This is a genomic window from Acidovorax sp. KNOB132 (genome assembly GCF_057541515.1).
In genome coordinates this window covers 21,065-32,517 of record NZ_BAAJYT010000028.1, presented here as the reverse complement: position 1 = coordinate 32,517, position 11,453 = coordinate 21,065, and the positions used below count along the sequence as shown (strand labels likewise).

The window sequence follows — 11,453 nt, the reverse complement described above, 5'->3', positions numbered from 1 at the left end:
GACGCCGTGGCCCCCGCCGGCGATGGACGCCTTCCTGGCGCTGTGCCGGCGCCGCGTGGCCGGCGAACCGGTGGCCTACCTGACGGGCCGCAAGGCGTTCTACGGCCTGGCGCTGCAGGTCGATGCCCGCGTGCTGGACCCGCGACCGGACACCGAAACCCTGGTGGACTGGGCGCTGCAGGTGCTCCAGCCCATCGCCGCCCCGCGCGTGGCCGACCTGGGCACCGGCAGCGGCGCCATCGCCCTTGCCTTGCAGCACCAGCGGCCCGACGCGCAGGTGCTGGCGGTCGATGCCAGCGCCCAGGCCTTGCAGGTCGCCCTGGCCAATGCCGAGCGGCTGGGCCTGCCGGTGCGCTTCGCCGAAGGCGACTGGCTCGCGGGCCTGAGCGGCAGCGCGGAATTCGATGCCATCGTCTCCAACCCTCCCTACATCGCGGCGGACGACCCGCACCTGGCGGCCCTCGTCCATGAGCCCCTGAACGCACTGGCCAGCGGCGCGGACGGCCTGGACGACATCCGCACCATTTCGGTGCAGGCGCCGGCCCATCTGGTGCCCGGCGGCTGGCTGCTGCTGGAGCACGGCTGGGACCAGGCCGAGGCCGTGCAGGCGCTGCTGCGCCAGGCCGGCTTCACCGAGGTGCAAAGCCGCACCGATCTGGCCGGGCATGCGCGCTGCACCGGCGGCCGCCGCCCGCCCGCACCGTGATGCGATCCATCCCCTGGCCGCCGGCACTGGAAAGCGCCCGCGGCGCCCCCATGTGGAGCCTGCGCACCACCGCCAGGGCATGCCGCGGATCACCGCGGCGCCCACCGGCCTTCGCCGACAGTGAAATAATCACGCCTTGCCGCCGATCCACGGCCACTTTCAGGAGCAACCCATGAGCGACACCCAGCAACGCATCGACGCCCTCGTCAAATCCAACGACATCCTGCTGTTCATGAAGGGCAGCGCGAGTTTTCCGATGTGCGGCTTCTCGGGCCGCGCGATCCAGCTCCTGAAGGCCTGCGGCGTGGACCCCAAGAGCGTGGCCACGGTGAACGTGCTGGACGACCCGGAGATCCGCCAGGGCATCAAGGAATACAGCAGCTGGCCCACCATCCCGCAGCTCTACGTGAAGGGCGAATTCATCGGCGGCTCGGACATCATGATGGAGATGTACGAGTCGGGCGAGCTCAAGCAGGTGCTGGGCACGCAGGGCGAGTGACGCCGGCAGCCCCGGCGGCTGCATTGACCGAAGGCCGCCCCCGGGCGGCCTTTTGCATGGGAACAACAGGGGCGGGTTGACGGGGTTTTTCCGCCGTTGAGACCGGGCATGTTGTGTGCTTGAATGGGTGCGTGACTTCCTCACACAGGAGCGCGCCATGACGACACAAAGCCTTGTTCCGCAAACGCCGGCCCTGAGCCTGCCGGTGGCCCAGTTGCGCAACGTGTTCCACCCCTGCGACGTCGAGCGCAAGCTCACGCGGCTGCAGGACGGCGGCAGCCAGCGCGAATACGAAAATCTGCGCGCGGTGTATGAACGCATGCTGGAACGCGGGCCCGAACGCTTCCAGGTCAAGCCTTCCGGCGTGCCGGACATGGCCCATCTCTATGACCAGTTGCCCAACTTCACCGACGTCCTCGACGATGTGAAGCGCCACGTGGCCCTGGCGCAAGACAGCCGCGACGGGCTCGAAGTCACGCCCATGCTGCTGCTGGGCCCGCCCGGTATCGGCAAGACCCACTTCGCGCGGCACCTGGCCGAGCTGCTCGGCACCGGCATGAACCTCGTGCCCATGAGTTCGATGACCGCCGGCTGGCTGCTGTCGGGCTCGTCCTCGCAGTGGAAGGGCGCGCGGCCCGGCAAGGTGTTCGAGGCGCTGGTGGAAGGCGAATACGCCAACCCCGTCATCGTCGTGGACGAGATCGACAAGGCCGCGAGCGACGCGCAGTACGACCCGCTGGGCGCGCTGTATGGCCTGCTGGAGCACGACACGGCGCAGAGCTTCACAGACGAGTTCGCCGAGGTCGCCATCGACGCGAGCCAGGTCATCTGGATCACCACCGCCAACGACGAGCGCGGCATCCCTGACCCCATCCTCAACCGCATGAACGTGTTCGAGGTGCAGGCGCCCACGCCGGAGCAGGCCCGCGCCATTGCGCGCAACCTCTACCAGGGCATCCGCAACGGCCACGACTGGGGCCGCATGCTCGACCCCGAGCCGCAGTCCGACGTGCTGGACGTGCTCGCGCAGATGCCCCCGCGCGAAATGCGCCGCGCCCTGATGACGGGCTTCGGCAACGCGCGCCTGCAGCACCGCAGCGCGGTCGAAGTGGGCGACCTGCCGCGCAGCGCAGGCGGCAAATCGCGCATCGGCTTCCTGCAGTGAAGTAGCCCCCGCCGCCCTCGCCGCCCGCTCGCATCCGCTGCGTGCGGGCGCGCGAAGGCGCGCGGCAGGGCGGCTACACTCGGCACGCTGGCGCACAGCACGATCATGGCGGCGCCTGCCGTCCCATGACCCTGTCCCAAAGTCTCTTTGTTATCGGCCTCCTCATCGTGGCCAGCGCGTTCTTCTCCATCGCGGAAATCTCCCTGGCGGCTTCGCGCCGCCTGCGCCTGCGCCAGATGGCCGACGAAGGCGACACCCGCGCCGACCGCGTCATGCGCATGCAGGAGCAGCCCGGCGACTATTTCACCGTGGTGCAGGTGGGCCAGAACGCCGTCGCCATCCTGGGCGGCATCGTGGGCGAAGGCGCGCTCAGCCCCCATTTCACCGAACTGTTCGCCTACTGGCTGAGCAACGCACGCGCGGAGACCGCGGGCTTCCTGGCGTCGTTCACCATCATCACCTCGCTGTTCATCCTGCTGGCCGACCTGTTCCCCAAGCGGCTGGGCATGGCCAATCCCGAACGCCTGGCGCTGCGCGTGTCGGCGCCGATGAAGCTGCTGATGACCGTGCTGCGGCCCGTGGTCTGGCTCTACAGCCGCAGCGCGGACCTGCTGTTCCGCATGCTGGGGCTGTCGTCGCTGCGGGACGACCGGGTCACCTCCGACGACATCCTGGCCATGATGGAGGCCGGTGCCCGCGCTGGCGTGCTGGCCGCGCGGGAGCAGCAGGTGATCGAGAACGTGTTCGAGCTGGACACGCGCACTGTCGGCAGCGCCATGTCGCAGCGCGACCGCATCGCGTACTTCCTGCGCGACGATCCCGATACCGTGATCCGAGCGCGCATCGCGGAAGAGCCCTTCTCGACCTATCCCGTGTGCGACGGCGACATCGACCACGTGGTCGGCTATGTGGACGCCAAGGACCTCTTCCAGCGCGTGCTGAACAACCAGCCCATCTCGCTGGCCGACGAGGGCCTGGTGCGCAAGGTGCTCATCGTGCCGGACCGGCTGTCCCTGTCCGAAGTGCTGGAGCAGTTTCGCCAGGTGCACGAAGACTTTGCGGTCATCGTGAACGAATACAGCCTGGTGGTGGGTGTCGTCACCCTGAATGACGTGATGAGCACCGTGATGGGCGACCTCGTCATGGGCCCGGCCGACGAGGAGCAGATCGTGCGCCGCGACGAGAACTCCTGGCTCATCGACGGCGTTACCCCGGTCGAAGACGTGCTGCGCGCACTGAACCTGGACGAACTGCCCCACGCCGAAGAGTACGAAACGCTGGCCGGCTTCCTCATGGTGATGCTGCGCCGCGTGCCCCGGCGCACCGACAGCGTGAACTGGGGCGGCTACAAGTTCGAGGTGCTGGACGTGGACAGCTACCGCATCGACCAGATCATGGTGTCGCGGCTGCAGGATGCGAACGGCGTGCCCATCGCCGCGGCCAGCGCCATCTGAGGGCGGCGGCACCCAGGAGGCCCGACCGGGCGGCTATCCACCGGCCGGTGCGAGGCCCTCGGCTGCGGTGGTGATGCGGTCCTGGAACACCCAGTTGCGCTGCGCAGCGAACACCGCGTCGGGGTACTGCGGCCGGCCGCGGCTGCCGTTGTAGCGGCCCAGCGTCATGAACAGATCGCCACGCTCCCGGTCCAGGTAGTGGCGCAGGATCACGCAACCGAAGCGCAGGTTGGTCTGCATATGAAAAAGCTTGCCCGGATCGCCGTCGCCGATCACCCGCGTCCAGAAAGGCATCACCTGCATGTAGCCCCGCGCGCCCACGCTGGACACGGCGAACTTGCGAAACGCGCTTTCGACCTGCACCAGGCCGAGCACCAGCGACACGTCGAGCCCTGCCCGCTTGGACTCGTACCAGACGGTCTGCAGGAAATCCCGGCGCACCTCCCAATCCGGCTTGCGGCGGCGCAGCCGGTCGCTCATGGTTCCCAGCCAGCGCAGGTAGTGCAGCCGCGCTTCCGTCGTGCCGAACTGGGGCTCGGGCGGCGCCTGATTGAGCACTGCGGAACTCAAGGCAGTGCGCACGGAGTCGATCAGGGGTTCTTCCAGTTGCCCCCCGGCATGGGCGGCCTGGGGGGTCGCCAGCCAGGCCGCCGGCCCGGCGGACAAGGACACCAGACAGGCCCGGCGCGAAACCGCCCCGGCCTCGCCTTTCATCGCGCTCATGGTGTCAGCCGGCCCTTGACGTGCGCCAGGATATCGGCCGTGGCGACCTTGGTCGCGGCGGTATCGCGGCGGTGCTGGTATTCGAGCTGGCCTTCCTTGAGCCCACGGTCGGAGATCACCACGCGGTGCGGCACGCCGATCAGCTCCCAGTCGGCGAACATCGCGCCCGGGCGCTCGCCGCGGTCATCCAGCAGCACGTCGATGCCGGCCGCCAGCAGATCACCGTAGAGCTGTTCGGCCGCGGCCTTGACCTCCGCGCTGCGGTCCATGCCGATCGGGCACACCACCACCGTGAAGGGGGCGATGGCATCGGGCCAGATGATGCCGCGGTCGTCGTGGTTCTGTTCGATGGCGGCGGCCGGCAGGCGGGTGATGCCGATGCCGTAGCAACCCATCTCGAAAAATGCGGGCTTGCCATCCTCACCCAGGAAGGTGGCGTTCATGGCTTTGCTGTACTTGGTCCCGAGGTAGAACACATGGCCGACTTCGATACCGCGCTCGATGGCGAGTTCACCCTGGCCGTCCGGCGAGCGGTCGCCCGCCACGACGTTGCGCAGGTCGGCCACCACCTCGGGCTCCGGCAGATCGCGACCCCAGTTCACGCCCGTCATGTGGAAGTCGATCGCGTTGGCGCCGCAGATCCAGTCGGCCATCACGGCCACTTCGCGGTCCACCACCAGCTTCACCGGCTTTTGCAACTGCAGCGGGCCCAGGTAGCCCGGCTTGCAGCCGAAGTGGTCTTCGATCTCGCCCACGGTGGCAAAACGGAAACCCGCCAGGTCCGGCACCTTGGACACCTTGATCTCGTTCATGTCGTGGTCACCGCGCAGCAGCAGCAGCCAGACCTGCGTCTTGACGATCTCGCCGGCCTCGTTGGTCTCGTCGGTGGCGAGCACCAGGGACTTCACGGTGGTCTGCAACGCCACGCCCAGCAGTTGCGCCACATCCGCGCAGGTGCTCTTGCCCGGCGTGGGCGTCCTGGCCAGGGCATGGGCTGCCGCAGGACGCGGGCCTGCCGGGGCCAGCGCCTCGGCCTTTTCCATGTTTGCGGCGTAGTCGCTCTGGGGGCAGTAGACGATCGCGTCCTCGCCCGTGGCAGCAATCACCTGGAATTCCTCGCTCAGGTCGCCGCCGATCGCGCCGCTGTCCGCGGCCACGGCCCGGTAGGTCAGGCCGAAGCGGTCGAAAATGCGGCGGTAGGCCTGGGCCATCACCTGATAGCTGGCCTTGGCGGCCTCCTGGTCGCGGTCGAAGGAGTAGGCGTCCTTCATGATGAACTCGCGGCCCCGCATCAGCCCGAAACGCGGGCGACGCTCGTCGCGGAACTTGGTCTGGATCTGGTACAGGTTCTTGGGCAGTTGCTTGTAGCTGCGCAGTTCCTGGCGGGCGATGTCAGTGACCACTTCTTCGCTCGTGGGCTGGATCACGAAATCGCGCCCGTGCCGGTCCTGGATGCGCAGCAGTTCCGGGCCCATCTTGTCGAAGCGGCCGGTCTCCTGCCAGAACTCCGCCGGCTGCACCACGGGCATGGCGACCTCGACGGCGCCGGCCCGGTTCATTTCTTCCCGCACGATGGCCTCCACCTTGCGGATGACGCGCAGTCCCATGGGCATGTAGTTGTAGATGCCCGCCCCCAGCTTCTTGATGAGGCCCGCCCGCGTCATGAGCTTGTGGCTGACCACTTCCGCATCGGCCGGGGCTTCCTTGAGGGTGGAGACGAAGAATTGGGACGCTTTCATTGGGGGGATTTCATGCAATTGCGCCCGGTCTGCTTGCTGCGCACAAGGCGCCGTGCATAATGGTCACAGTTTAAAAAATTGGGGTTAGATTATGCTTGACCGGGACGGCTTTCGGCCGAACGTCGGCATCATCCTGCTCAACCAGAAAAACCAGGTGTTCTGGGGCAAGCGGATCCGCACCCACAGCTGGCAGTTCCCGCAGGGCGGCATCGACAGGGGGGAAACTCCCGAACAGGCAATGTACCGCGAACTGCACGAAGAAGTGGGATTGCAGCCGGGCCATGTGCGCGTGGTTGCCCGCACCAGGGACTGGTTGCGCTATGAGGTGCCTGACCGGTACATCCGCCGCGATGCGCGCGGACACTACAAGGGCCAGAAGCAAATCTGGTATCTGCTGCAGTTGCTGGGCCATGACTGGGACCTGAATCTGCGCGCCACCAACCACCCCGAGTTCGACGCCTGGCGTTGGAACGATTACTGGGTGCCGCTCGATGTGGTGGTGGAGTTCAAGCGCGGCGTGTATGAAATGGCGCTGACCGAGTTGGCGCGCTTTCTGCCGCGCCACGAGCAACGCAATCGCTATCTGCGCAGCGGCATGCGCTCCCGTGAAGGCGAAGGCTTGCCCAGCGGCATGCCCATGCACCGGGCAGGCTCCCTGCTGGTCAGTCCTGGCATGGAAATGCCCCCGGGGGCCAGCTTCGACCCCGACCCCCAAAAGAGCAAAGCCACCTCGCCCCCTTCGGAACAGGGCGCGGGCATTCCACTGTCGCCTTCGCAGTTCCTGCCTAAATTGGTTTGACGCGCCGCTGCCTTTGCCGCAAGGAAAAGGCAGCCCGCAAGCCCATGCCTTTGAGTCAGGCGTTTGCCAGCACCATGTTGTCGCGGTGCACCATTTCCGGCTCGGCGACATACCCCAAGAGCCGTTCGAATTCCGCCGACGGCTTGCGGCACAGCAGACGGGCCTCCGCACTGGCGTAGTTGGCAAGCCCCCGGGCCACTTCCACACCGGCTTCGTCACGCACGGCGATGACGTCACCACGAGAAAAATCCCCCTCCACGGCGGTCATACCAATCGGCAGAAGGCTTTTTCCCTCGGTTCGCAGCTTGACCGCCGCCCCCATGTCCACGGTCACGGCGCCACGGAGCTGCAAATGATCCGCCATCCACTGCTTACGTGCCTGCTTTTTCTGCGTTTGCGCGACCAGCAACGTTCCGATGGCTTCGCCCCGGGTCAGGCGCACGAGCACATCGGTCTCACGGCCCCAAGCGATCACAGTGGAGGCACCTGAGCCCGCGGCCCGCTTGGCGGCAATGATCTTCGTGATCATGCCGCCCCGGCCGATGCTGGAGCCCACGCCCCCCGCCATCGCCTCCAGGGCGAGATCGCCCGCCTGGGCTTCGTGCACGAACTGTGCGTCCGGATTGCGCCTTGGATCTGCCGTGTAAAGCCCTTTTTGATCCGTCAGGATGATCAAGGCATCAGCCTCCACCAGATTGGCCACCAACGCACCGAGCGTATCGTTGTCGCCGAACTTGATCTCATCCGTGACCACGGTATCGTTCTCGTTGATCACAGGCACCACCCCCAGGCGCAGCAGGGTGAGCAGCGTGGACCGGGCATTCAAATATCGCTCCCGATCCGCCAGATCGGCATGCGTGAGAAGCACTTGCGCGCTGCCCAGCCCTTGCTCCCTCAACTTGGTCTCGTACATTTGCGCCAGCCCCATCTGGCCCACTGCCGCAGCCGCCTGGAGTTCATGGATCTCATGCGGACGCGTCGCCCAACCCAGGCGCTTCATGCCCTCCGCAATCGCGCCGCTGGACACCATGACCACCTCGCGCCGCCCACCCGATTCACCGCGCGCCAGCGCCGCCAGTTGGCGACTCCATTCACCGATGGCAGCCTCATCCAGGCCACGGCCCTCGTTGGTCACGAGACTCGACCCTACTTTGACGACAATGCGGCGCGCGTCGCGCAATATGCTGGAAACCATATGGACAGTATTGGCGTCAGCGCTGGATGGACAAGCGATGAACGCTATTGAATAAGTAGCAGGAGTAGCGAAGCAGAAGGATCACTCGGGTCGATCGCCCACGAAACGTGGATCCACCTCTTCCGGCGTCTGTTCGGCCTTTTGCTGAACCTGCACATGCCGGTAAATGGCATGGATCAATGGCTCGCAACCCTCGCGCGTCAAAGCCGAAATCTCGAAAACGGGGCCCTTCCACTTGAACCGTTTTACGAAATCCCGAACGCGCGCTTCACGCTCTTCCTTGGGAACCATGTCCAGCTTGTTGAGCACCAGCCAGCGCGGCTTGTCATAGAGACCCGCGTCGTACTTCTTGAGCTCGCCCACGATGGCCTTGGCTTGCGCGACAGGATCGACAGCGTCATCGAAAGGCGCCAGATCGATCACGTGCAACAGCAAACGCGTGCGCTGGAGGTGGCGCAAGAACTGATGCCCCAGCCCCGCCCCTTCGGAAGCACCTTCGATCAACCCAGGAATGTCGGCGACGACGAAGCTCTGCTCCGGCCCCACCCGAACCACGCCCAGATTGGGGTGCAGCGTCGTGAAGGGGTAGTCGGCGATCTTGGGCCGCGCATTGGAAATGGCAGCGATCAAGGTGGATTTGCCGGCGTTGGGCATGCCCAGCAGGCCGACATCGGCAAGCACCTTCAACTCCAGCTTGAGATTTTTCTTCTCGCCAGGCCATCCTGGTGTTTTCTGGCGCGGCGCGCGGTTGATGGCGCTTTTGAACCGCATGTTGCCAAAGCCGCCGTCGCCGCCCTTGGCGATGGTGACCACCTCGCCCGGCACCAACAGTTCATACAGCACTTCGCCCGTCTCGGCATCGGTGATGATGGTGCCTACCGGCATCTTCAACGTGATGTCATCGCCAGCGGCACCGAACATGTCGGAGCCCATGCCGTGCTCGCCGCGCTTGGCCTCGTGGCGGCGGGAATAGCGGAAATCCACCAGCGTATTCAGATTCGGATCAGCCACGGCAAAGACATGCCCGCCCCGGCCGCCGTCGCCCCCATTGGGACCGCCGAACTCCTTGTACTTTTCGTGCCGGAACGACACACAACCATTGCCGCCGTCGCCGGCAGCAATGTCGATAAAGGCTTCGTCGACGAACTTCATGGGGATCCAGTTTACAAAACAGGGTTCGGAAGGCGACGCCGTGCCGATTTATCCGGCAGCCCACACTTCCAAAACGACAAAGCCCCGACAGGTCGGGGCTTCGAAAGCATCAAGTGGCAGGCGTCAGGCCGGCGTCACATTGACGGTGTGCTTGGACAGTGCGCCCTTGGTGCCGAAGGACACGTGGCCATCAACCAGTGCGAACAGCGTGTGGTCCTTGCCCACACCGACGTTCGTGCCGGGGTGGAAACGCGTACCGCGCTGGCGAACGATGATCGAGCCCGCGCTGATCAATTCGCCGCCGAAAGCCTTCACACCGAGCATCTTGGGCTTGGAATCGCGCCCGTTTCGCGTAGAGCCGCCGCCTTTTTTTCTGTGCCATGACATCAGCTCCTTTTAACCGGCGATCGCACCGATTTGCAGTTCGGTGAACTGCTGGCGATGGCCTTGGCGTTTCTGATAGTGCTTGCGACGGCGCATCTTGAAGATGTGCACTTTGTCGTGCTTGCCGTGCGCCACGACGGTTGCCGTGACGGTTGCGCCGGACACCAGGGGCGTGCCAACCTTGATTTCAGCGCCGTTTCCGACGGCCAGAACCTGGTCGATCACAATTTCCTGGCCTACGTCCGCAGCAATCTGTTCTACTTTAATTTTTTCGCCGGAAGCAACGCGATACTGCTTGCCGCCGGTTTTTATGACCGCGTACATGTGAACCTCTTTGAATGGAGTTCTGCGGACGAATTTCCGCAGAGCCGGCGAATATAGCACGAGGCAAATTTTTTAGCCAGCCAACAGCATCCGACCAGGCGGCAACCGGAAAAGTCGTCTTTTGCGGTGGGCAAGCCAGGAGCGCCCGAGTCGGTACGAAGCGATTCCTATAATCCATTTTTCGTCGCTGCACACGCTCATCTTGTCCACCACCACCTCCAGCACCTCAGCAACCCTCGCCTTGATCGCCGACGACATGCACGAGGTGGACAAAGTCATTGCCGCCCGGCTGAATTCGTCAGTCTCTCTTGTGGGAGACATTGCCCGCTACATCATTTCCGCAGGTGGCAAGCGCCTGCGTCCAGCCTTGCTTTTGCTGATGTGCGGCGCGCTCGGCTACAAAGGACTTCAGCGTTTCAATCTGGCCGCGGTGGTGGAGTTCATCCATACCGCGACCTTGCTGCATGACGATGTGGTGGATGAATCCACCCTGCGGCGAGGGCGCCCGACTGCCAATGAGAACTTCGGCAATCCGGCAAGCGTGCTGGTCGGTGATTTTCTGCACTCGCGCGCTTTCCAGATGATGGTTGATGCAGATGACATGCGCGTGATGCAGATTCTTTCAGAGGCCACCAATGTCATTGCCGAAGGGGAAGTGCAGCAGCTCATGAACACCCATGACGCATCGCTGGACGAGCAAGGCTATCTGGAGGTCATCCGCTCGAAGACGGCCAAACTCTTCGAAGCAAGCGCCCGGCTGGCAGCCATTCTTGCTTGCAGCTCTCCTGATCTGGAGAAAGCTTGCGCAGATTACGGTCAAGCGCTCGGAACCGCATTCCAGGTCATTGACGATGTGCTCGACTACGACGGCGACTCTTCGGAGATGGGTAAAAACCTGGGAGATGATCTTCGAGAAGGCAAAGTCACTCTGCCTTTGATCATTGCCATGCAGCGCGGCACCCAGGAGCAGCGGCGCCTGATAGAAAACGCCATACAGACGGGCGCGGTGGAAGAACTTCCAGCCATCGTGCAAATTGTGAAAAGCACCGGGGCCCTGGAAGCAACCCGACTTGCCGCTGCGGCCCAAGCACAGCAGGCAATCGATGCTGCGAGGCAATTGCCCTCCAATCGCTACACGGAAGGTTTGCTAGAATTGGCCTCGCAATTGCTGGAGCGGCGTCTGTAATTGCCTTGAAAACAACACATCGGGGTGTAGCTTAGCCTGGTAGAGCGCTACGTTCGGGACGTAGAGGCCGGAGGTTCGAATCCTCTCACCCCGACCACGTTGTTACACCTTCGTGGTTTCGCCGCAC

The 11,453-nt window shown here is 64.6% G+C and carries 12 protein-coding genes and 1 tRNA gene; 7 read left to right on the top strand and 6 right to left on the bottom strand.

Annotated elements, in window-relative coordinates; genetic code table 11:
* From prmC to paeA, 4 genes are all read left to right on the top strand, one after another.
* The coding region (prmC, locus tag AC27IO_RS06900) for a peptide chain release factor N(5)-glutamine methyltransferase (protein ID WP_498738051.1) at nt 1-706 on the top strand (706 nt) is incomplete at its 5' end.
* Between the two features lie 172 nt (nt 707-878).
* Nucleotides 879-1,205: a Grx4 family monothiol glutaredoxin gene (gene grxD, locus AC27IO_RS06895; protein WP_272565499.1), complete on the top strand. Its 327-nt coding sequence runs from the start codon at nt 879-881 to the stop codon at nt 1,203-1,205.
* A gap of 157 nt (nt 1,206-1,362) precedes the next feature.
* Nucleotides 1,363-2,370, top strand: coding sequence for an AAA family ATPase (locus AC27IO_RS06890; RefSeq protein WP_284429251.1), 1,008 nt, complete (start codon nt 1,363-1,365; stop codon nt 2,368-2,370).
* A gap of 125 nt (nt 2,371-2,495) precedes the next feature.
* Nucleotides 2,496-3,824: a polyamine export protein PaeA gene (gene paeA, locus AC27IO_RS06885; protein WP_272565502.1), complete on the top strand. Its 1,329-nt coding sequence runs from the start codon at nt 2,496-2,498 to the stop codon at nt 3,822-3,824.
* A gap of 33 nt (nt 3,825-3,857) precedes the next feature.
* Here the strand turns inward: paeA and AC27IO_RS06880 are convergent, their stop codons facing one another.
* Together AC27IO_RS06880 and AC27IO_RS06875 are read right to left on the bottom strand one after the other, a co-directional pair.
* The gene (locus AC27IO_RS06880; protein WP_498738048.1) at nt 3,858-4,547 is read right to left on the bottom strand and encodes a lytic transglycosylase domain-containing protein; all 690 of its coding nucleotides are present in this window, start codon (nt 4,545-4,547) and stop codon (nt 3,858-3,860) included.
* The gene (locus tag AC27IO_RS06875) at nt 4,544-6,286 is read right to left on the bottom strand and encodes a proline--tRNA ligase (protein ID WP_498738046.1); all 1,743 of its coding nucleotides are present in this window, start codon (nt 6,284-6,286) and stop codon (nt 4,544-4,546) included. The genes AC27IO_RS06880 and AC27IO_RS06875 overlap by 4 nt, the downstream gene beginning before the upstream one ends.
* 91 nt (nt 6,287-6,377) lie before the next feature.
* Between AC27IO_RS06875 and AC27IO_RS06870 the strand changes: the two genes are divergently transcribed.
* Nucleotides 6,378-7,085 carry an RNA pyrophosphohydrolase gene (locus AC27IO_RS06870; protein WP_272565507.1) on the top strand — a complete coding sequence of 236 codons (708 nt, stop codon included), beginning with the start codon at nt 6,378-6,380 and terminating at the stop codon, nt 7,083-7,085.
* A gap of 55 nt (nt 7,086-7,140) precedes the next feature.
* Here the strand turns inward: AC27IO_RS06870 and proB are convergent, their stop codons facing one another.
* The 4 genes from proB to rplU all read right to left on the bottom strand — a co-directional run bounded on the left by proB (nt 7,141) and on the right by rplU (nt 10,140).
* Nucleotides 7,141-8,280 (bottom strand): glutamate 5-kinase, encoded by a 1,140-nt coding sequence (gene proB / locus AC27IO_RS06865; protein ID WP_284429253.1) that lies wholly within the window; start codon nt 8,278-8,280, stop codon nt 7,141-7,143.
* A gap of 81 nt (nt 8,281-8,361) precedes the next feature.
* Nucleotides 8,362-9,432, bottom strand: coding sequence for an Obg family GTPase CgtA (gene cgtA / locus AC27IO_RS06860; RefSeq protein ID WP_317356534.1), 1,071 nt, complete (start codon nt 9,430-9,432; stop codon nt 8,362-8,364).
* A gap of 123 nt (nt 9,433-9,555) precedes the next feature.
* Nucleotides 9,556-9,819, bottom strand: a complete 264-nt coding sequence (gene rpmA, locus AC27IO_RS06855) for a 50S ribosomal protein L27 (protein ID WP_487113496.1) — start codon at nt 9,817-9,819, stop codon at nt 9,556-9,558.
* A gap of 9 nt (nt 9,820-9,828) precedes the next feature.
* Complete coding sequence (gene rplU, locus AC27IO_RS06850) at nt 9,829-10,140, bottom strand: 50S ribosomal protein L21 (RefSeq protein WP_092741307.1); 312 nt, start codon at nt 10,138-10,140, stop codon at nt 9,829-9,831.
* Between the two features lie 256 nt (nt 10,141-10,396).
* On the opposite strand from rplU, the gene AC27IO_RS06845 reads away from it, so the two are divergent.
* Together AC27IO_RS06845 and AC27IO_RS06840 are read left to right on the top strand one after the other, a co-directional pair.
* Nucleotides 10,397-11,326: a polyprenyl synthetase family protein gene (locus tag AC27IO_RS06845; RefSeq protein ID WP_498738054.1), complete on the top strand. Its 930-nt coding sequence runs from the start codon at nt 10,397-10,399 to the stop codon at nt 11,324-11,326.
* Between the two features lie 20 nt (nt 11,327-11,346).
* A tRNA-Pro gene (locus tag AC27IO_RS06840) sits at nt 11,347-11,423 on the top strand.
* The last annotated feature ends 30 nt before the right edge of the window (nt 11,424-11,453 follow it).

What these genes read in the sequence shown, in the direction of transcription:
- grxD (WP_272565499.1), top strand. Translation starts at nt 879, where the DNA reads ATGAGCGACACCCAGCAACGCATCGACGCCCTCGTCAAATCCAACGAC.
- AC27IO_RS06890 (WP_284429251.1), top strand. Translation starts at nt 1,363, where the DNA reads ATGACGACACAAAGCCTTGTTCCGCAAACGCCGGCCCTGAGCCTGCCG.
- paeA (WP_272565502.1), top strand. Translation starts at nt 2,496, where the DNA reads ATGACCCTGTCCCAAAGTCTCTTTGTTATCGGCCTCCTCATCGTGGCC.
- AC27IO_RS06880 (WP_498738048.1), bottom strand. Translation starts at nt 4,547, where the DNA reads ATGAGCGCGATGAAAGGCGAGGCCGGGGCGGTTTCGCGCCGGGCCTGT.
- AC27IO_RS06875 (WP_498738046.1), bottom strand. Translation starts at nt 6,286, where the DNA reads ATGAAAGCGTCCCAATTCTTCGTCTCCACCCTCAAGGAAGCCCCGGCC.
- AC27IO_RS06870 (WP_272565507.1), top strand. Translation starts at nt 6,378, where the DNA reads ATGCTTGACCGGGACGGCTTTCGGCCGAACGTCGGCATCATCCTGCTC.
- proB (WP_284429253.1), bottom strand. Translation starts at nt 8,280, where the DNA reads ATGGTTTCCAGCATATTGCGCGACGCGCGCCGCATTGTCGTCAAAGTA.
- cgtA (WP_317356534.1), bottom strand. Translation starts at nt 9,432, where the DNA reads ATGAAGTTCGTCGACGAAGCCTTTATCGACATTGCTGCCGGCGACGGC.
- rpmA (WP_487113496.1), bottom strand. Translation starts at nt 9,819, where the DNA reads ATGTCATGGCACAGAAAAAAAGGCGGCGGCTCTACGCGAAACGGGCGC.
- rplU (WP_092741307.1), bottom strand. Translation starts at nt 10,140, where the DNA reads ATGTACGCGGTCATAAAAACCGGCGGCAAGCAGTATCGCGTTGCTTCC.
- AC27IO_RS06845 (WP_498738054.1), top strand. Translation starts at nt 10,397, where the DNA reads ATGCACGAGGTGGACAAAGTCATTGCCGCCCGGCTGAATTCGTCAGTC.